The organism is Carnobacterium sp. ISL-102 (assembly GCF_018612935.1).
Lineage (GTDB): Bacteria > Bacillota > Bacilli > Lactobacillales > Carnobacteriaceae > Carnobacterium_B > Carnobacterium_B alterfunditum.
Window position 1 is genome coordinate 109,385 of record NZ_JAGGRF010000004.1, and the last position, 20,183, is coordinate 129,567.

20 protein-coding genes are annotated in these 20,183 nt (G+C 37.4%); all 20 read left to right on the forward strand.

Translation table 11 applies throughout. The annotated features are described in order from the left end of the window. Positions 1-39: 39 nt before the first annotated feature. Entirely contained in the window at positions 40-951 is a 912-nt protein-coding gene (locus J7E16_RS04330) for an aldo/keto reductase (protein WP_214889099.1), read from the forward strand. Between the two features lie 279 nt (positions 952-1,230). Continuing rightward, positions 1,231-3,300 carry a methyl-accepting chemotaxis protein gene (locus J7E16_RS04335; RefSeq protein ID WP_353049858.1) on the forward strand — a complete coding sequence of 690 codons (2,070 nt, stop codon included), beginning with the start codon at positions 1,231-1,233 and terminating at the stop codon, positions 3,298-3,300. An 84-nt stretch (positions 3,301-3,384) separates the two neighbouring features. Continuing rightward, a complete protein-coding gene (locus J7E16_RS04340; RefSeq protein WP_214889102.1) occupies positions 3,385-3,834 on the forward strand; it encodes a chemotaxis protein CheW in 450 nt (149 codons plus the stop codon). Positions 3,835-3,866: 32 nt separating this feature from the next. Next, positions 3,867-4,349, forward strand: coding sequence for a chemotaxis protein CheD (locus tag J7E16_RS04345; protein ID WP_214889104.1), 483 nt, complete (start codon positions 3,867-3,869; stop codon positions 4,347-4,349). A gap of 24 nt (positions 4,350-4,373) precedes the next feature. Then, a complete protein-coding gene (locus tag J7E16_RS04350; RefSeq protein WP_214889107.1) occupies positions 4,374-5,396 on the forward strand; it encodes a protein-glutamate methylesterase/protein-glutamine glutaminase in 1,023 nt (340 codons plus the stop codon). After that, entirely contained in the window at positions 5,396-6,166 is a 771-nt protein-coding gene (locus tag J7E16_RS04355; RefSeq protein WP_214889110.1) for a CheR family methyltransferase, read from the forward strand. The genes J7E16_RS04350 and J7E16_RS04355 overlap by 1 nt, the downstream gene beginning before the upstream one ends. A 35-nt stretch (positions 6,167-6,201) precedes the next feature. Further along, on the forward strand, positions 6,202-8,259 hold the full coding sequence (locus J7E16_RS04360; RefSeq protein ID WP_214889113.1) for a chemotaxis protein CheA: 2,058 nt from the start codon (positions 6,202-6,204) through the stop codon (positions 8,257-8,259). After that, positions 8,240-8,845 carry a chemotaxis protein CheC gene (locus J7E16_RS04365; RefSeq protein WP_353049862.1) on the forward strand — a complete coding sequence of 202 codons (606 nt, stop codon included), beginning with the start codon at positions 8,240-8,242 and terminating at the stop codon, positions 8,843-8,845. The genes J7E16_RS04360 and J7E16_RS04365 overlap by 20 nt, the downstream gene beginning before the upstream one ends. 14 nt (positions 8,846-8,859) lie before the next feature. Beyond that, entirely contained in the window at positions 8,860-9,222 is a 363-nt protein-coding gene (locus J7E16_RS04370) for a response regulator (RefSeq protein ID WP_214889116.1), read from the forward strand. A gap of 13 nt (positions 9,223-9,235) precedes the next feature. Next, the gene (locus tag J7E16_RS04375) at positions 9,236-9,637 is read left to right on the forward strand and encodes a chemotaxis protein CheW (protein WP_034546319.1); all 402 of its coding nucleotides are present in this window, start codon (positions 9,236-9,238) and stop codon (positions 9,635-9,637) included. A 16-nt stretch (positions 9,638-9,653) separates the two neighbouring features. Beyond that, positions 9,654-10,652, forward strand: a complete 999-nt coding sequence (gene fliM / locus J7E16_RS04380; protein ID WP_214889119.1) for a flagellar motor switch protein FliM — start codon at positions 9,654-9,656, stop codon at positions 10,650-10,652. Then, the gene (gene fliY / locus J7E16_RS04385) at positions 10,649-11,737 is read left to right on the forward strand and encodes a flagellar motor switch phosphatase FliY (protein ID WP_214889122.1); all 1,089 of its coding nucleotides are present in this window, start codon (positions 10,649-10,651) and stop codon (positions 11,735-11,737) included. The genes fliM and fliY overlap by 4 nt, the downstream gene beginning before the upstream one ends. Before the next feature lie 1,080 nt (positions 11,738-12,817). Then, positions 12,818-13,120 (forward strand): flagellar biosynthesis anti-sigma factor FlgM, encoded by a 303-nt coding sequence (gene flgM, locus J7E16_RS04390; protein WP_214889125.1) that lies wholly within the window; start codon positions 12,818-12,820, stop codon positions 13,118-13,120. After that, positions 13,120-13,488, forward strand: coding sequence for a flagellar protein FlgN (locus J7E16_RS04395; protein WP_214889128.1), 369 nt, complete (start codon positions 13,120-13,122; stop codon positions 13,486-13,488). The genes flgM and J7E16_RS04395 overlap by 1 nt, the downstream gene beginning before the upstream one ends. A gap of 12 nt (positions 13,489-13,500) precedes the next feature. Next, positions 13,501-14,922 carry a flagellar hook-associated protein FlgK gene (flgK, locus tag J7E16_RS04400; protein ID WP_214889131.1) on the forward strand — a complete coding sequence of 474 codons (1,422 nt, stop codon included), beginning with the start codon at positions 13,501-13,503 and terminating at the stop codon, positions 14,920-14,922. A gap of 3 nt (positions 14,923-14,925) precedes the next feature. Further along, complete coding sequence (gene flgL / locus J7E16_RS04405) at positions 14,926-15,849, forward strand: flagellar hook-associated protein FlgL (RefSeq protein WP_214889136.1); 924 nt, start codon at positions 14,926-14,928, stop codon at positions 15,847-15,849. A gap of 219 nt (positions 15,850-16,068) precedes the next feature. Continuing rightward, positions 16,069-16,932: a flagellin N-terminal helical domain-containing protein gene (locus tag J7E16_RS04410; protein WP_214889139.1), complete on the forward strand. Its 864-nt coding sequence runs from the start codon at positions 16,069-16,071 to the stop codon at positions 16,930-16,932. Between the two features lie 144 nt (positions 16,933-17,076). Further along, entirely contained in the window at positions 17,077-17,958 is an 882-nt protein-coding gene (locus tag J7E16_RS04415) for a flagellin N-terminal helical domain-containing protein (RefSeq protein ID WP_214889142.1), read from the forward strand. Positions 17,959-18,057: 99 nt separating this feature from the next. Beyond that, a complete protein-coding gene (locus tag J7E16_RS04420) occupies positions 18,058-18,429 on the forward strand; it encodes a flagellar protein FlaG (protein ID WP_251006063.1) in 372 nt (123 codons plus the stop codon). A 4-nt stretch (positions 18,430-18,433) separates the two neighbouring features. After that, positions 18,434-19,894, forward strand: a complete 1,461-nt coding sequence (gene fliD / locus J7E16_RS04425) for a flagellar filament capping protein FliD (protein ID WP_214889147.1) — start codon at positions 18,434-18,436, stop codon at positions 19,892-19,894. The last annotated feature ends 289 nt before the right edge of the window (positions 19,895-20,183 follow it).

Genomic DNA, 20,183 nt, shown 5'->3' on the forward strand with positions numbered 1-20,183 from the left:
AAACGATTTCTCAGATAGAAAGAAAGCGAGCTGACAGATATGAAAAGAATGTTTTTAGGGAAAAGTGAATTAATGGTGCCAAATATTGCATTAGGGTGCTGGACAATGGGCAATTTGTCACCTCAAGAAGCGAGTAAAGTAGTTAACAATGCATTGGACTTAGAAATTGATTTTTTTGATTTAGCTGATATTTACGGCGGAGGAAAAGCTGAAGAGATTTTTGGAAAAGTCATTGAAATGGATCCTGCTATCCGTGAAAGAATATTGCTCCAATCTAAAGTAGGTATTCGAAAAGGCAGTTACGATTTTTCGAAAAAATATTTACTTGAGAGTGTAGACGGTATCCTTAAACGTATGCAAACAGATTATTTAGATGTACTGCTGTTGCACCGTCCAGATGCATTAGTTGAACCTGAAATTGTAGCCGAAGTTTTTGATGAATTGGAAAAAAGCGGTAAAGTACGCAACTTTGGTGTCAGCAATCATAATCCTCATCAAATTAAATTATTGAAAAGTTACGTCAAACAGCCCTTAGTTGCGAATCAAATGCAATTTAGCTTGAAGCACACCGGCATGTTGGATGCTGGGATCAATGTGAATACGAAGTTTGATAGTGGGATAAACCGAGATGGTGGAGTATTGGATTATTGTCGTTTAGAGGATATTACTTTGCAAGCTTGGTCACCAATAAAAGATGGTGGAGATATTTTCGTAGACAATAAAAACTATCCTGAAGTAAATGCCAAATTGAAAGAAATCGGTGATCGTTACGGCTTGTCTAATGCAGCTGTGGCTGTTGCTTGGATTCTACGTCACCCTGCTCATATGCAAACGGTTGTTGGAACAATGACATTAGAGCGCTTGAAAGGTTATGCAAAAGCTTCTGAAGTAACGATGACTCATGATGAATGGTATGAGATCTATCTAGCTGCTGGAAATATTTTGCCATAAACGGTAAGCAAAAAGTATTTTTGCAAATAGAATAAAATAAAAAAGGTATTCTTTTGACTTCGATCAAAAGAATGCCTTTTTTTCTGTCAAAATAAATAATGTGTGACAGCATTAAGAACAAATAAAAAAAGAAAATTAAGCCCTTAAGAAATAAAGGAAAATACCGATATGTTATTTAGTAAACGTTTAAAAAAAAGTACTCGTGAGAACTTCTAATCAAATATACGTTGGGGTGTGAAAAGTGTTTTTAAAGAAGGTTTATATAAGGAGGAACTGTCGGTGAAAAATAGACGCAAAAAGAAGAATAGCAGAAAGAAAAGTATAAAAGTAGTGATTATTCCTACACTAATAGCAATGATCACCATACCTATTGTCATTGTGTTGGTTATGAATTATTACAGCACACAAAATTTGTTATCCCAACGTATTGAGCAAAGTGAAAAAAATTTAGCGACCCAATTTACGACCCAATTAGACTGGATCGGTCTAGAATTAGAAAATACGATCAATTCTTTAGCAGAAAAAACGGAATTCCAAGAATTTAATGAATTTCAATCTGAAGCTATCCAAACAGCTATCCAAGAAGATATGCAATCTGTTAAGACGAATAGTATGTACATAGGAAATGCTTACTATGCTCCCGAAGATCAAGCAATAATCGGAACGGTCGAAGATTTACCAACGGACTTTGATGCAAGTGCAGCAACGTGGTACCAAAGAGCTGTTGAACGCAATGGGGCATTGATTTGGAGTGAACCTTATAGCGATGCTGTTACAGGGACAATGGCGATGACGATTTCTAGAGCAATTATTGTCGACGATGTTTTTTATGGCGTTTTGGCCATTGATATAGATCTAACGCGAATGAATAGTTATTTGACCTCTATCCAAAATGGAAATACCGGAAACTTTTTTGTACTTTCCGAAGCAGGCGAGTATATGATGTCTAATGATCCAAAGAAAATTGGAACAAATATCGGTGAGAGTGATTTAATTAAAAAAGCAACCGAACAAACAGGCTATATTCACGATAAGCAAGAAGTTGGCAGTTATTATGCCAAAGTCAGCCGTCTTGGTATGACTGTTTATGGAGTCGTCGGCGAAGACGAAATGGCTAATGAAATCGATGCTATGAATCGAGCAGCTGTGATCGGCTTATCCATTGGTATTGTTATTGCTATTCTAAGTGCATGGATGGCATCCAAGTATGTTATGACGATCACAGCAACTTTGACTAAGGCTTTTAATCAAGTTGAAGCAGGCGATTTGACGACTGAGATCACTGGAGATGATTTCAACATGTTGCCGGATAAACCGTACTTGAAAAAATTGACAAAATCAAAAGCAATCGATGAAAATAGTGATGAAATCGGACGTATCGCATTTGCGTTTAATAAAATGATGCAACAATTCAGGCAAATGGTAGGAGATATCCAACAAAAGAGCAATCGCTTAACAGATATGACCCAAACGCTGAACGATATTTCTAAACAAACAACTTCAGCAACAGAGGAAGTATCTGAGACGATTACCGGAATTGCTCAGGCAACAAGTATCCAAACGAAAGATACGGAAGATACCGTAAGCAAAATGGAAGAGTTAGCGAAAACAGTGGGTGAGATCGATCAAAACATCCAAAAAATGGGACAACACACGGATGACACCACTATCGCCAATGGAAAAAACAACCAAATGATGGCTGAAGTTCATGTGAACTGGGAAACGACGATCGAAACAATGGCCAGATTGGGTGAGAGTATCCATGCTGTAAATGAGGATATTCAAAATATTGAGAAAATCGTTAAAGTCATTGATGGAATATCTGACCAGACCAACTTATTAGCTTTAAATGCTTCTATTGAAGCCGCCCGTGCAGGTGAAAGCGGCAGAGGTTTCGCTGTTGTGGCCAATGAAATCAGGAAATTAGCTGAGAAAAGTGATGAGTCTACAAAAGATATCGCCGCTATTATCAAAGGTATCCAAGAGAAATCAAATGAAATGGTCAGCAAAGTTGAACAATCGCATTCAGAAAGTGAACTCCAAACAAAAACGATCGATGAAGCAATCAATTCGTCAAATAAAGTAACCGACCAAATGGACAAACTTGTTGAAAGTATTATGAACGTTGCCAGCTTAGGATATGTTATCTCTGCTAAGAAAGATGAAACATTAGTAGCTATTGAAAATATCGCTGCATCAGCGGAAGAAAATTCAGCTGGAACTCAAGAAGTATCAGCAAATGCAGAAGAAATTTTAGCAACAATGGAAGAATTTTCATCAAGTATCGCTAAGCTAGAAACCATTGCAAATGAATTGAAAGAAGAAACAGATCAATTTAAAATAAAGTAGCCTATTAAGGTAAAAAAGGATATACGTTCATTCGGATAAGAGTGAACGTATATGATCAAGTAGAGAAGCTGGAGGAGAAGCATAATGGGAAAGTTCGTTGTTTTTAGTAGCGGTGGCCAGTGTTTTGCCATTCCGATCGAAGTGACTGAAAAAATTATACACGTTGAAAATCTAACACGAATTCCAGATACTTCTGTTTATGTGTTAGGAGCGATAGATTATGATGAAGGTATTATACCAATCATTGATTTAAGTGAACGATTCTTTCAAAATAAAACAGCAATAACGGCTGACACGAAAGTAATCGTTATAAGTTGGCAAGACAAAAAAATTGGATTAGCGGTAGATAAAGTGACGAATATTCGTTCATTTGAAAGTACAGACCATGAAACGTCAGAAGAGGCTGATCAAGAATCAGCTAGTTATATAGTAGCTTTTATTCGAACAGAAGAAGGCATTATTTTACAATTAGATGTGGATAGTATTTTTTCAGGAACAGGTAAACAAGAATTGGTATCATTGATCAATCGATAAAAATGGGTAGATTAGAGGAATGGTGAAAATGGATGGCAGATGAATTAAGAGTTGGGATCTCAGATTATAAGGTAGCACAGCAGCCGAATTCTTTAATCACGGTGGGGCTTGGTTCATGTGTAGGGATTGCTTTATATGATCCTAAAACAAAAATCGGCGGCTTAAGCCATATCATGCTGCCGGATAGTAGTGCTTTTAAAGATGCCAACAAGATTGAAAAGTTTGCTGATCTAGCTATCCCTCATATGGTATCCGAAATAAATAAACAAACAAACAGCAACCCGTTAGTTGCTAAGATAGCTGGTGGGGCAAGTATGTTTCAGTTTTCTAAAGATCTTCCGCATGGAAGTATCGGAGATCGAAATGTTCTTGCTGTTGAAGAAGTATTGAAACAATTAGGGATTCCTTTATTGGGCATACATACTGGAGGGAACATGGGCAGAACAATGATCGTCGATTTGGCCACCTTTACAGTAACGGTTCGAATGGTGAATAGAGAAATAATCGTATTGTGAAAAGGGATAGGGGAATATCAAATAATGAACATAAAAGTATTAGTTGTGGATGATTCTCCTTTCATGAGAAAAATTATCACTGAAACAATAACGAGTATCGATGGGTTGGAAGTTATTGGCACAGCTAGAAATGGCCGTGATGCACTAAAGGCAATTCCGCAGCTACAACCAGATGTCATTACTTTAGACATTGAAATGCCGGGATTAAATGGGTTAGAGACACTTGAAATCATAAAGAAAGAACACAATGTACCGGTTATCATGATGAGTTCATTCAGTGGGGAAGATAATACGATCGCAGCTCTAGACTTGGGAGCGATGGACTTCATTGAAAAACCGCATGATATCAGAAATCAATCGGAAGTATTTAAAAATGAAGTAGCAGACAAGATAAAACCGTTATTTGAACAAAAGAAAATGGACATGCCAGTAGAAAAATCTCTTTTGCAGCTAAACGGATTGGAAAAAAGGTTGCCTAAAAAAATAAAAGCTATTACGATAGGTGCTTCTACTGGAGGACCTAAAGCATTATTTTCGATCATTCGGTCTTTACCGGAAAACTTAAGCTTTCCGATTTTTATTGTGCAACATATGCCTAAAGGATTTACGACATCATTCTCCAAACGGTTGGATAAAGAATCAAATGCAACTGTTGTAGAAGCTGAAGAGGGTATGGCAATAAAAGGCGGAATCGTTTATGTCGCTCCTGGTGGATACCACATGCTGATCGAAAATAATCGCATCAAATTGAACGAAGCAGATAAGATCCACGGTGTAAGGCCAGCTGTAGATTACTTGTTTGAAACGGCTGCTGCGGCTTACGGCAGTAACTTAGCTAGTTTTATTTTAACGGGAATGGGGCAAGATGGAGCCCTAGGATTAGCTGAAATCAAAAAAGCTGGCGGGTTTACCGTGGCGCAAAACCGTGAAACGTCAATTGTCTATGGGATGCCAGGCAATGCAGTACAAAAAGGCGTGATCGATGAAATTGCGAGTTTAAATGAAATATCAGATTTGATCAATTGGATGATAAGGATGCGAGGCTAATGTTAAATTTCGAATTTTTTTATGCATGGACAAAAGAACATTTGAATATTAATCTAGATGGATACAAAGAAAAACAGCTTCAACGACGTATCGGAACAATTATGAAGAATACTGGTGCTGTAACTTTAGAAGAATATGCGATTAAAATCCAAGCCGATCCGATCGTTAAAAAGAACTTTTTGAATTATATCACTATTAATGTGACTGATTTTTTCCGCAATAGAGAAGTTTTTGATGAATTTGAAGACTTGATGGTAACGTATCTTGAGCCCCGTTTTGGTCCTTTGAAAATCTGGAGTGCAGCGTGTTCTACTGGAGCAGAAGCCTTTTCATTAGCAATGATCATGGACAAACATAAAATTGCCCAAGCAGAGAAAATAACCGCTACCGATATTGATGAAACCATATTAGCAAAAGCTAAAAAAGGGATCTTTACGAGTGTCGAAATTAAAAATGTCGATGAAGAAAATCGCAAACGGTACTTCACCCATGAAGATCATACTTTTTATCTGTCTAATCAAATCAAAAATAAAGTGGCATTTAAAAAACATGATTTGATTGGCGATCGATTTGGAAGAGACTATCACGTCATCGTCTGCCGCAATGTGACCATTTATTTCAAAAATGAAGTAAAAGAAGAATTGTATCAAAAATTCAGTGATGCACTCGTTCCAGGCGGCTTATTTTTCACAGGAGCCACAGAAACGATTTACAGTCCAGAAAAGTACGGCTTGATTAAACGCGCTTCATTTATTTATGAAAAAATCTAATGTACAAGTACGAAACAATGAAAGGGAGGGATACTATGGATGAAAATAGCAAATACCTCGATTTATTTTTTGAAGAAACAGATGAACATTTGCAAAGTTTAAACGAACAAGTGCTTGAATTAGAGAACAATCCAGCAGATTCCAGTATTGTAGACGTCATGTTTAGATCGGCTCACACGATCAAAGGAATGGCCGCAACCATGGGTTACGATACGATGGCTAAATTAACGCATAAGATGGAGAATGTATTTGATTTGTTGAAGAAAAGAATCATCATCGCTGATGCAACGTCGATTGCACTAGTGTTTGATTGCTTGGATACATTATCCGACTTAGTGGAAGATCTAAGAGCAGGAAATGATGCAGAGCGTGATATCACAAATCTGATCCAACGTTTGGATCATGTGTCTTCCGGCGAAAGCACAATAGAAGTATCCGTCATCGAACCGGTAACGGACTCATTGCTTAACTTATCTTTAGAAAAAGTTGAGGATTCCGATTTAATGATCATTGAAGCAGCTAAAGAAGATGGCTATAATGCTTATGTATTAGCTATCGGAATCGATGAAGACAGTTCAATGAAAAATGCGCGTGTGTATCTTGTTATGAGTAAGTTGGAGCAACACGGAGATGTCTTATATTCAGAACCAGGGACAGAAGTGCTGGAAAATGATGATTTTGGCAATATCTTTAAATTGATCTATGTCAGTAAACTAGATGAAGAAACGGTCCTTAACTTGGCATTAGATAACAGCGAAATTGAGGAAGTCTTGATCCAAACGATCCGTCAAGCGGATGACTTACTGATAAAAGAGGCCGAAAAAGTTCAGGCTGAACAATTTGAAAAACTTGAGGAGCAAAAAACAGCAGCCATCGTTGAAGCTAGTCAAACACCAACGAAAGCAGTAAGTAAAGCAAAAACGCAAAACCATGCGATGAATCAATCGATTCGAGTCGATATCGGGAAATTAGATTCCTTTATGAATCTAGTTTCTGAATTGGTTATTTACCGCACACGATTAGAAGATCTAAGTGATCAATCATTGGTTTCTGAAATGAAAGAGCCGCTTGAACATGTGGCCAGAATCAGTTCAGAGTTGCAAGAACTAGTTTTAAAAATCAGAATGCAGCCTGTCAGCACAGTAATGACTCGTTTCCCTCGTATGATCCGTGACTTAGGTAACGAATTAGGCAAAGAATTCGATTTAGTGATCGAAGGAGAAGACACTGAACTGGACCGTACTGTGGTTTCAGAACTAAGTGAACCTTTAGTGCATCTACTTCGAAATTCAGCAGACCATGGCGTAGAAATGCCAGAGGAACGTGTGAGACTAGGCAAAGATCCAAAAGGTCTGATCAAAATCACGGCTTATCAAGAAGGAAACCGAGTAGTATTGACGTTGACGGATGATGGCAAAGGCGTTAACCCAGCAGTGATCAAAGAAAGTGCTGAGCGAAAAGGTGTTTCAACTGAAGGGATGAGCGACAAAGAGATCCAACAACTGATCTTCCATCCTGGTTTTTCAACGGTAAAAGAAGTGACCAATATTTCTGGGCGCGGTGTCGGAATGGATGCGGTCAAGCAAAAAATCACTGAATTAGGTGGAACGGTTGAATTGGAAAGTGTGGTCAATAAAGGAACCGTTTTTAGAATCAACCTACCGTTGACCTTATCTATTATTCAATCATTGTTGGTAAAAGTTGGGCAAGATGCTTTCGCTATTCCTTTAGGGATAATCAAAACGATCGTTAAAGTGACTGAACAAGACATCATTCGCGTACACAACCGGGAAGTCTATAAATACGAAGGGCTGGCTGTTCCAGTCGTACGATTGAATAAAACATTGGGTATGGAAGCAACAGAAGAATCCAATCTGCATTTGGTGTTGGTAAAACAAGGAGATAGCTACAATGCTCTGGCAGTAGATGATTTGATCAGACAACAAGAAATTGTTGTTAAAAAATTAGGTCAAGAATTAAATATGTTGAAAAATTACTTAGGAGCTACTATTCTAGGAGATGGCAGTATCATCTTGATTTTGGATGTGTCAACCATTTGCAGTGAAAGAGTTGGTGAATACAGTGAAGTCTAATTATTCAGCAATGGAATTAGATGTGTTAAAAGAAATCATCAATATCGGCGGTGGACATGCTGCGACTAGTCTGTCCCAATTGATTGATAAACCGGTCCATATGACTGTTCCAGTGATTGAAATGATGCCTTATAAAGATGTTTATGAGCAAATCATGCCCGAAGAAACCGTCATAAAAGCGATTGTCATAAAAATGATGGGCGATGCAGAAGGCGTATTCTTATTTACGGTTGATCAGCAATTTTCAAAAGATTTAGTGTCTATGATGCTACCAGACAATACACTTTACTCGGAAGCTATGGCTGATTCAGCTTTACAAGAGTTGGTAAATATATTAGTGAATTCATTTTTGAATGCTGTCATGAAATTGATGGACCGAAACCTAGTCACATCCGTACCTCTTATTATTGAGGATATGTTTGGTGCGATCATGAGCAGCATCTATATGGAGCAAAATCAGTATGATGATTCTATTATGATCATAAAAAATGAGTTTTATTATTTAGGCGATCGATTAGAGTCTTCATTGTATTTCGTGCCAAAACCAGGGATAATAGAAAAGATGTTACAAGTACTAACAGTTTGAGAGGAGAAAAACAAATGACAAAAAATGTAATGATCGTAGACGATGCAGCTTTTATGAGGATGAAACTGAAAGATATTTTAGAAAAAAACGGCTATAAAGTAGTAGCAGAAGCTCAAAATGGAATTGAGGCTGTTGAAAAATATAAAGTTGAAAAACCAAACTTAGTGACAATGGATATTACGATGCCTGAGATGGATGGGGTAGATGCTTTAAAAGAAATCAAAGCTTTCGATCCAGCTGCTCGTGTTGTGATGTGTAGTGCAATGGGGCAACAAGGTATGGTTATGGATGCTATTCGTTCTGGAGCAGTCGATTTTATCGTGAAACCATTCGATAGTGATCGCGTTATTAAAGCTTTAGACAAAGCAAGTTTATAAAGGTGACAAAAATATGCAGATGATTATTTTTACTCTAAACGAAAAATATTATGCCTTTTCTTCTGAAAACGTTGAAGAGATAACAACTAAGATCCCATGGACCCCAGTCCCTAAATCTCCAGCCTGGGTCCAAGGACTCGTTAACTTGCGCGGAAATGTGATCACATTGATAAATTTTTATAAATTACTTTCTCCCACTGATGAAACAAAAGAAATATGGTACAATAATATTATCATTGTGAAAAATGATGAGGAAAAAATAGCATTCATGGTGGATGATGTCGCCTGGGTCTTGGATATTGAGCCATCCGCAGTTCAACAGTTGGATGACCAAATTGATGAGTTAGTGTCCAGCGTGATTCAAGTAAAAGACCAAATAGTGAGTGTCATCAATATGGAGAAACTATTTTTATAAAAATGAGGGATAAATAGTGAAGCAAGTTTTATCACAACAAGAAATCGACTCGTTATTGCAAGCAGTAGAAAGTGGCGAAATCGATGCTAAAGGTCTAGATGAAAAAGAACAAGAGAATAAAGTTAAAAGTTATGACTTTAGACGTCCGGTTCGTCTTTCAAAAGAATACATAAGTACCTTGAACATGGTCTTCGAAGAATTCACTAAGATAGTTAGTAATATCTTGTCTACTCAAGTTAGAACCAATGTTGATGTGCAGCTAGCTTCAATTGAACAAGTGAGCTTTGATGAGTTTGTCCACTCGGTTCCTCGGTTTACGTTGATGGGCTTATTCCATTCTGCTCCCTTAGAAGGAACACAAATCATCGAGATCAGTCCACAACTTTGTTTGCAACTGGTCGATCTGTTGTGCGGCAGTACGGAAATTCGCGACACCAAAGAGGAAATAACGAAAGAAAGTTTTACGGATATTGAGATGGCTATTTTAGAAGAGGTCTTAAACAACTTCATCCATTCATTTGAATTGGCATGGCGTGATGTGGTGAAAATTGAAGGAAAAATTGATTCAACTGAAACCAATCCGCAAATCATGCAGACGATGTCTCCAAATGAACCAGTCGTATTGGTTACATTTACTGTTGAATTGTTTACTGTTCGAACGTTTATAAATTTATGTATCCCTTATATCTTTTTTGAAGGTATGTTAGATAAATTGAGTTTACGCAATTGGTTCCATTCTGAAAAGGAAACAGATCATTCAGATAGCGGAAAATTAGAGAAAAGTCTGCATGCTGCCCCAGTAAACATGGAAGTACTTTTAGGAGAAACAGTCATGACGTTGGAAAACTTTCTACAACTAGAATTGGGAGACATCATTCCTTTGGATGGTAAAACATCTGATCCGCTAGTCTTGTCAGTTGAACAACTTCCGCGGTACTTTGTTAAACCTGGATTAAAAGGAAAAAACATGGCGGTTGAAGTATTACAGTATATTGGAGGAGAGACAGACGAATGAGTAGTGGGAAATTAACGCAAGAAGAAATTGACGCAATGATGAGTGGAAATGCAAGTATTCCTGAGCCAACACCAACTGACACTCTTGATCAAACACAAATAGATATTATTGGAGAAATCGGAAATATCTCAATGTCTCAAGCTGCTACAACACTGTCTGCCATTTTGAATCGCCGAGTAACGATCACGACTCCGGTTGTGTCTTCTCTAAAATTCCAAGAGATCATCGACGAAAGTAAGACACCAAAAGTGGTGACAACGATCGAGTTTAAAAAAGGATTAGTTGGCAGCAACTTATTAATGATGAATGAAAAAGATGCTATTATTATTGCCGATTTAATGATGGATGGCGATGGCGACGCCGAAGGAAAAAAATTCACTGAACTTGAATTGAGTGCTGTAGGAGAAGCCATGAACCAAATGATGGGCTCTGCTGCAACAGCGATGGCTACCATGTTAGAACGCATCGTAGATATCTTCCCACCTGACGTTGAAGTGTGGGAAAATCAAGATAATGTGAATTACGATAAGATCAGCGGCGATACAGTTGTATGTAAGATCGCTTTTCAAATGACCGTAGATGATCTGATTCAAAGTGAGATCATGCAGATCTTCACACTTGAAACCGTTCGAACGATTTCAAGTATCGTACTAGCAGATGAAGGTGAAGTGATCCAAGATCGCGAACTGCCTAAAGCTAAAGCAGAAGAGATGAAAGCTCCAGTTGAACCAGCTGCTAGTCAACCAACGCAAGATACAGAAGATAAGATCGGGATCCAAAAACCGGAATTCCAAGAGCTGACGCATGCGGGGAGTTTGAAAACACCGCGTAATTTAGATCTGATCATGGATGTGCCGTTGCAATTTAGTGTCATGCTAGGCGAAAGCAAAAAAACGATCAAAGACATTTTATCGCTGGGAACAGGTTCAGTTGTTGAATTGAACAAGATGACTGATGAGCCATTGGAAATTTATGTGAATGGCAAGTTGATCGCTGAAGGTGAAGTTGTCGTGATCAATGAAAGTTTCGGAATCCGCATCACTAATATCTTGAGCAAAGAACAACGAATCAAACATTTGAACTAATCATAAAAAAAGTTTAAAAATAGTGGTTGTGCAACAAAAAGAAATTTCTTCTGGAATGACGGGTTTGCTTGTGGAGAGCCATGGGAACACCTGAAGCCTCAAGAGAAAGTCTTCCGGCTTTCAAGCTTCAAACAGAGCGTAATCGCTGATGCGCTAACGCTCTGTAATTCACATTGAATCCTTTACATGGCTACAAGCAACTCCTATTCCGGCAGAAATTCCAAGTGAGTGATCCAACCTGTCTATCAATACTAAAAATAGCTACTTATAATGTTTCAAAAAGGCAAAGAAGTCAGAACATATTGTTCTGGCTTTTTTTAGTTTTTGCTTGAATAGTGGAAAAGCAATTGATAGTATAGAAGAGTCTAGTCCATGAACGGATGTACATAAAAAAATAAGAGTGTTTAATAAATAGGGTCAATGTTTCAAAAAGAAATTTCTTCTGGAATAACGGGTTTGCTTGTGGAAATCCATGGGAACACCTGAAGCCTGAAAGAAAGTTGTCATGGTTGTTGCTGCTTTAGCAGCTTACAAACATGATACACGTGGGCATTATTTGCCCACAGTGCTTCATTTTAGGCTACAAGCAAACCCTATTCCGCCTGAAATTTCAAGTGAGAGATTAAATCGATTTATTGACACCAAAAATTATAGAGCCCTATCGATTTCTCGAAAAATGGGGTTGGTGTTTCAAAATAAATTTCTTATGGAATGACGTGTTTGCTTGTGGAGAGCCATGGGAACACCTGAAGCCTAAAGAGACAGTCTTCCGGCTTTCAAGCTTCAAACACAGCGTAATCGCTAAAGCGTTAACGCTGAGTAATTCACATTGAATCCTTTACATGGCTACAAGCAAACCCTATTCCGCCAAAAATTTCAAGTGAGTGATCCAACTGATCTAGCAATACAAATGATAGTAGACTTGGAAAGAACAAATTAAAGACGGCTTTTTTAGCTCAAAGACTTAAGTATCTTGAAAAACGGCCGATAGTAAAAGTGTAAGGCAAAAACTGCCGGTAACTAAACTCAAAAACAAAAATCCAATAAAAAGAAGTAAAGCATACGAAAGGAGCACCAATCATGAAAATAGGAAATAATGGTTACAACCAATATGTTAATAATGTCCGCCAAAATCAAGAAAACACACATAGCAAAGGATTGGCTAAGACGAACGAAACGGTTAACGAAGAATCTGTAACGGTCGATATATCTGATGCAGCTAAACAACTTGCTAAAGCTAAATCAACGGATGCTAAAGCAATGACACCAAATGTAGAAGCAATCAAAAAAGCAGTATTAAATGGTACTTACAACGTATCGCCTGAAAAAATTGCGAGCGGTATGATGCAAGCAATGAACAACCAAAGGGAGTACACAGAGTAATGAGTAAAAAAGCGACAGCACTTGATACATTAACGCAATTTAAAAGCGTGTTGCTGGATGAAAAAGATGCGCTGATCAAAAACGATAGTGCGAAAGTTAAAGCACTTGTAGAGAAAAAACAAGCCTTTTTAGATAGACTTCCGACTTTAACGACTGATGGGTTAAAAAAAGAAGACCTTACGGGAGTGGTTGAAGACATCAAAAATCTTCAACAAACAAATTTGATCCTGACAAAACAAGCGATCAACTACCAAGAAATGGTGATGGAAGCTATTACTAAAGGGGTCAACAAAGGCGGTTCTACTTACTCCAAACGGGGAGATTACAGTTCCGCACAGCAAGCCAATTTAATCGATCAATCCCTATAAAGAGGTGAAAGAATGTCAGGTTTATTCGGAACACTAAACAATGCAACAAAAGGGTTGAGTGTGCAGCAATCTGCTTTGCAAACAACCAGCCACAACATCTCGAACGCAAATACTGAAGGTTACTCTAGACAAAAAGTTACCATGGTAGCCGACAATCCGTATACTCTTGGAGGAATCGGTCAGCTTGGTACAGGAGTCAGGATCGCATCTATCGATCGTATCGTTGATCCATATGTGAACAACCAACTTCGAAATGAGAACTCTTCGCTAGAAATGTATAGCCAAAAATCGGACGTCTTAGGCCAACTGGAAGGAATCTTCAATGAACCTTCAACAACTGGTTTAAACAATAACTTGAGCCAAGTCTTTTCTTCTTGGACTTATTTAGGTTCTAACCCGGAACTTGCGACTGCTAAAACAATGGTAGCCCAAAATTCAGAAACATTTACCGATACCTTGCACCATATGTCGAATCAAATCGACAGCCTGCACGAAGGAACGGTTCAAGACATTGAGAAAAATGTACTGGATTTCAATTCAAAAGTTCAACAACTGGATTCCCTAAATAAACAAATCTTTAATGTGACATCGCAAGGTCAAGCACCGAATGATTTATTGGACCAACAAGATAGACTGTTAAGTGAATTAACGGGGATTGCTGGCGTTGAGGCTAGTTACGATAAGTTTAACCGTGTCAGCGTCAGTGTTGGTGGACAGAGTGTTTTAACCGAAGATTCAATCAATAAAATGAGTGTCGCATCAGATCCAGTTGGTCAATTGATGGTCAACAAAGAAACGATTGCTATCAAATCAGGTAACATCAAAGGTTCTCAAGAAGCTTTGACTGAAATCGACAACAAGAAACAAGAACTAAATGAATTAGCTTATACTTTTGCAACAGCCGTAAATAAGGTACATAGTGATGGTGGTGAAGGTGCTGATTTCTTTAAATTAGGTACAGACAAAAATTATGCAGCTTCCATTCAAGTAAACCAAGAAATTTTAGACGATGTCTCAAAAATCAATGCAGGAAAAAACATTACTAATGTAGTAGGCGGAGACGGTACACGTGCTCAAGCTATTGCTGCATTGCAAAATACTAAATTAGAATACTCCGCTGATCCGGCAGAAATGAAGTACAATGAAGATACAATGAAGATCGATAATCAAGTGGGCGGTTCAACCATCTCTGGTGCATACAACGATAGTGTCACGCAAATGGGAATCGTAAAGCAGCAATCTGATAACATGGTAGATAGTCAAGAAAGTTTAGTTAGTCTGCTTGAAGCCCGTAAAGATTCCGTATCAGGTGTTTCAATCAATGAAGAAGTAACGAATACGATCACGTACCAAAGTGCTTTTCAAGCCAACGCTCGCATTATTTCAGTAGTTTCAGAAATGCTCGATACGCTAATCAACCGAACGGGGGTATAATAAATGCGCGTAACCGATTCGTTAATGTCGAAAAATTTTTTACGCAATCTTTCGGCTAATACAGAGAATGTCATGAAATACCAAAATCAATTATCAACCTTAAAAGAAGTCAGCAAACCATCTGATGATCCTTTAAAAGTGTCAAAGATTTTAGATCTTAACAATTCCATTATTCAAAATGACCAATACAAAACAACCATAAATGACGCAGTCCAATGGACAAATGTGCAAGATTCTGCATTAAGTAGCGCAACAGAATCAATGCAACGGATCAAAACCTTGATTCAATCTTCAGCCAACGACACGTTGAGTCATGAAGACCGTCAAGCCAATAAAGCCGAGATAGAATCTGAAATCCAGGGGACAGTCGATGCATTGAACACCAACTTTGGTGGACGCTATATTTTTGCCGGAATGAACACGACTGAAAAACCCTTCAACGTAGAAAAAAATGCAGATGGTAAAATCACTGGCATTACCTATGAAGGAACAAAAGAGGGTAATGGAAATCTTTCTCGTGAAATTGCACCAGGTGTTTCAGTTGAATTGAATACCGATGGTCGTAAATTCATGAATGCTCAAAATACTGATGGATCAGATAATCTAGGTACCTTCTTTTCTGAAGTCTTAACAGCTTTAGATTCTGATGATACCAAAAAATTATCTAGCTTGTTAGATAGAGCAGATCAAGAGATTGAAAATGTGGTTTCTAATCGCGCAAAAACGGGCTCTATCTATAATCGATTGAATGCAACATTAGAGCGCAACGACAGCGAAAAGTTAAACTTAAAATCGATGTTATCTGAAAATCAAGATATCGATTTAGCGGAGAAATACATGGAATATACTATGGAGTCAACAGCTTATCAAGCAGCTTTATCCATGGGAACTAAAATATTGCAAACCAGCATACTAGACTATCTATAAGATAGTCTAGTATTTTTTTAACTTTAATTATAAAAAGACTTAACTCCTAATTAACTCTGCCGATATGAGGAATATAAGGCAAGATTCAAGAAGAAGTTTAGAATGTTAAATAAGATTAAGAATAAAAAGAAAAAACATCCTTAACAGATAATGAAACGTGCCGATATAAGAGATATAAGGCAACATAATCACAAAATAGACTTTAGGAGGAACACAATCATGAGAATCAATACAAATACAGCAGCAATGAATACTTACTCTCAATTAACATCAGCTAATGCTTCAAAAAGTAGCTCATTAGCTAAATTATCATCAGGTCTACGTATCAACAAAGCTGGGGATGACGCAGCAGGTTTAGCAATCTCAGAAAAAATGAAAAACCAAATTTCAGGTATGACTCAAGCTTCGCGTAATGCTCAAGATGGTATTTCATTGATCCAAACAGCTGAGGGTGGATTAACAGAAACACACAGCATTTTAAACCGTATGCGTGACTTAGCTGTTCAAGCAAAAAATGATACCAATACTACTGAAGACAGAGGAGCAATTCAAAAAGAAATGGATTCTCTAACATTAGAAGTAGATCGTATCGCTAACCAAACAGAATTTAACGGTAAAAAGTTGTTGAAAGAAGCAGTTGCAACTGAAGGAAGTAGTTTTACATTCCAAATTGGAGCTAATAAAGGGCAAGATATTACATTGAAAGTTGCAGATATGACATCAGCTTCACTAAAAATTGGAACGGTTGATGCGGTTGGAGCAATAACTGATAAATTAGATGTAAGTACTGTAACTACACCAGCTGCTTTTGATGCTGTTATTGGAAAATTAGATGAGGCAATTAAATCTGTATCAACAGAACGTGCAAACTTAGGAGCAACTCAAAATCGTTTAGACCACACAGTTTCTAACTTAGCTACAACAAAAGAAAACTTATCAGAAGCTAATTCTCGCATTACAGACGTAGATATGGCTGAAGAAATGATGAGCTTTACTAAATCAAATATTCTTTCTCAAGCTTCAACAGCAATGTTGGCACAAGCTAACCAAATGCCTCAAGGCGTTCTACAATTATTACAATAATAGTTTGATTTAGCTGGTTGACTTGAAAGTTGAAATAATTAATTTTATTTCAACTTTTTTTATTCACTATTAAGAAACTTACAAATGAACCGATATAGACAAAGAAGAAACAAAAAAAAATTAACATTAGGAGGAAATACAATTATGAGAATCAATACAAATACAGCAGCAATGAATACTTACTCTCAATTAACATCAGCCAATGCTTCAAAAAGTAGCTCATTAGCTAAATTATCATCAGGTCTACGTATCAACAAAGCTGGGGATGACGCAGCAGGTTTAGCAATCTCAGAAAAAATGAAAAACCAAATTTCAGGTATGACTCAAGCTTCGCGTAATGCTCAAGATGGTATTTCATTGATCCAAACAGCTGAGGGTGGATTAACAGAAACACACAGCATTTTAAACCGTATGCGTGACTTAGCTGTTCAAGCTAAAAATGATACAAATACAGATGATGACAGAGGCGCTATCCAAAAAGAAATGAATTCATTAACATCAGAAATAGATCGTATTGCTAATCAAACAGAATTTAATGGTAAATCATTGTTAACAGCAAAAGACACTACTACTGGCGCAGCGACAGCAGCTGACACTAAATTTACTTTTCAGATTGGAGCAAATAAAGGACAAGATATTACATTAGATATAAAAAATATGACCGCAAAAAGTTTAGGAATTGACTCAGCTGCAGTTGGAGATACTGCAGTGCCTTTAGACGTTTCAAAGGTGGGTATTACAGCAGGAGAATTTGATACGGTTATTGGTACAATTGATACTGCTATTAGTAAAGTATCAACAGAACGTGCGAACTTAGGTGCAACTCAAAACCGTTTAGATCATACTGTTTCTAACTTAGCAACAACTAAAGAAAACTTATCAGAAGCAAACTCTCGTATTACTGATGTAGACATGGCTGAAGAAATGATGAGCTTTACTAAATCAAACATCCTTTCTCAAGCTTCAACAGCAATGTTGGCACAAGCTAATCAAATGCCTCAAGGTGTACTACAATTATTACAATAATAATTGCATAGAATCTTTGAAGTACCATAAAAAGCCGGCATTGTGTCGGCTTTTTATTTATAGTAAACTATACGATGTTGAGAAATGGAGTTGTCAGACATGGATATTATACAAGCTGTCACGAAATCTCTTCAAATTCGTCCGATTGAATCAAACACAAATCGGCAGTCTAATGTTCAAAAATACGAGACAATAGAAAATATAAGTAAATCAGAGGCTGAAAATATTGCTGGGATTACTGAGATTTCTCATGAAGAATTGGAGAAATCTATAGAAAAAGCTAATCAGTATCTATTAGGATTAAACATTCAGTTTGATTTCAAATTTCACAAGGGTACAGGTAGGGCAGTTGTTAGGCTGGTCGATAAACAAACAGCAGAAGTAGTAAAAGAGATTCCTCCAGAAAGAATGCTCGACGTTATTGCGGGTATCTGGGATATGGCTGGAATCGTAGTTGATAGAAAGGAGTGAAACAATGGCTGGTAGTATTAGTTTTTTAGGTTCTTATTCAGGGATCGATTCAACAACGATTGATTCAATGATCGAAGCAGAATCTGGTAAAGTTATTCAATATACATCAAAACAGGTGTCAATCACCGCAGAAAAGAATGCTTGGAAAGATATCAATACACGTTTGGACAGTCTGTACACTAATTTAGGCACACTTGGAGAAGATAAAACATTTCAATCAAAAACAATTACTTCAAGCGATGAAAGCAAATTAAGTATTACTTCAACTACAAATGCAGCAGTGAGTAATTACAAAATTGAAGTAACTCAATTAGCAACTTCAACCCAGATAATATCTGGGGACTTCACTTTACCTGATGGAAAAACTGTTAAAGGTAGTTTAGGATTGAGTGGTAGCTTTACTATTTTGAATAACGAAAAAGTTGGTCCTGAAGTAGATGGTAGCCCAACTAATTCAGGATTTGAAATTAAAATAATAGAAGCTGATACTTTGAAAGATATTGTTGGAAAAATCAATGAAGTGTCAAAAGAAACAGGCATACAAGCAAAAATTATTGATAATCGAATTGTGATGACAGATAGTAATATGGGCGATCGTACAATGTCGTTTGGTGGTGATTTAACGGAAGAATTGGGTTTTGGAGCAGAAGGAAAAGTTTTTGAAGGTGCTAATGGACAACCTGCAATGCTAATAATAGACGGTATCACAGTAACGCGCGATACGAATACTATTACTGATGCTGTCGAAGGTTTAACAATAGAGCTAAAAGGTTTAACGGAAGCTTCAAAACCTGTTGTAGTCGGAATAAAAGAAGATACGGACACGACAGTCAAAGCATTTCAATCCTTTGTGGATCAATACAATTCAGCATTGACGTTTATTGGCGATCAACTAGATGTAGGTGATCCTTCTGCTGAGGGAAATGCGACTGGAGCATTAGCTGGTGACAGTTCTTTAATGCGTTTGCAATCTAGTCTGCGTTCGTTAATGACTCAGAGTGTGAATTCTGGCAATGCTGCATACAACAATCTAGGATCGATTGGGATCTCAGTAGACCGTTATGGGGCAGCTACTCTTGATTCAACTAAATTAAAGACGGCTTTAGCAGATGATCCAACGGCTGTGAAAAAAATGTTGTTCCAAACGATCTCTACTGATACACCAAGTACTGATGAGAATGGTGTTACAACAATAGTAACGACTGAAAAAGAAGTTGGCATGGCTCAAAAGATGCGTTCATTAATTGATACGTATATTTCAGATAAAAGCGGCATTATTGCAACTAAATCAGCAACATACGATAAATTATCAGAAGACATTTCTAAGAGCATCACAAAATTCAATGAGCGATTAGTGAAGAAACGTGAAAATTATGTGGCTATGTTCACTCGCTTAGACACGGCTATGATGGAAGCTGAATCGCAATTAGCTTACTTGCAAAGTCAATTTAGCACGACAGATTAAGCAGGTTAAGAATTTAATAAGGTCTATCATTCTTAGAGTTATTGGATCAGGTGAATCACTTACTTGAAATTTCTGGTGGAATAGGAATTGCTTGTAGCCATGTAAAGGATTCAATGAGAATTACACAACGTTAACGCTTCAGCGATTACGGTGTGTTTGAAGCTTGAAAGCCGGAAGACTTTCTCTTTAGGCTTCAGGTGTTCCCATGGCTCTCCACAAGCAAACCCGTTATTCTAGAAGAAATTTCTTTTTGAAACATTATAAATCCTGATTTTTGTATTGCTAGAAC

Coding starts and splice junctions, on each gene's coding strand:
- J7E16_RS04395 (WP_214889128.1), top strand. CDS start 13,120: ATGAGTAAAAAAGCGACAGCACTTGATACATTAACGCAATTTAAAAGC.
- J7E16_RS04420 (WP_251006063.1), top strand. CDS start 18,058: ATGGATATTATACAAGCTGTCACGAAATCTCTTCAAATTCGTCCGATT.
- J7E16_RS04330 (WP_214889099.1), top strand. CDS start 40: ATGAAAAGAATGTTTTTAGGGAAAAGTGAATTAATGGTGCCAAATATT.
- flgK (WP_214889131.1), top strand. CDS start 13,501: ATGTCAGGTTTATTCGGAACACTAAACAATGCAACAAAAGGGTTGAGT.
- J7E16_RS04415 (WP_214889142.1), top strand. CDS start 17,077: ATGAGAATCAATACAAATACAGCAGCAATGAATACTTACTCTCAATTA.
- J7E16_RS04360 (WP_214889113.1), top strand. CDS start 6,202: ATGGATGAAAATAGCAAATACCTCGATTTATTTTTTGAAGAAACAGAT.
- J7E16_RS04345 (WP_214889104.1), top strand. CDS start 3,867: ATGGCAGATGAATTAAGAGTTGGGATCTCAGATTATAAGGTAGCACAG.
- J7E16_RS04370 (WP_214889116.1), top strand. CDS start 8,860: ATGACAAAAAATGTAATGATCGTAGACGATGCAGCTTTTATGAGGATG.
- flgM (WP_214889125.1), top strand. CDS start 12,818: ATGAAAATAGGAAATAATGGTTACAACCAATATGTTAATAATGTCCGC.
- J7E16_RS04340 (WP_214889102.1), top strand. CDS start 3,385: ATGGGAAAGTTCGTTGTTTTTAGTAGCGGTGGCCAGTGTTTTGCCATT.
- J7E16_RS04350 (WP_214889107.1), top strand. CDS start 4,374: ATGAACATAAAAGTATTAGTTGTGGATGATTCTCCTTTCATGAGAAAA.
- J7E16_RS04375 (WP_034546319.1), top strand. CDS start 9,236: ATGCAGATGATTATTTTTACTCTAAACGAAAAATATTATGCCTTTTCT.
- fliD (WP_214889147.1), top strand. CDS start 18,434: ATGGCTGGTAGTATTAGTTTTTTAGGTTCTTATTCAGGGATCGATTCA.
- flgL (WP_214889136.1), top strand. CDS start 14,926: ATGCGCGTAACCGATTCGTTAATGTCGAAAAATTTTTTACGCAATCTT.
- J7E16_RS04410 (WP_214889139.1), top strand. CDS start 16,069: ATGAGAATCAATACAAATACAGCAGCAATGAATACTTACTCTCAATTA.
- J7E16_RS04355 (WP_214889110.1), top strand. CDS start 5,396: ATGTTAAATTTCGAATTTTTTTATGCATGGACAAAAGAACATTTGAAT.
- fliY (WP_214889122.1), top strand. CDS start 10,649: ATGAGTAGTGGGAAATTAACGCAAGAAGAAATTGACGCAATGATGAGT.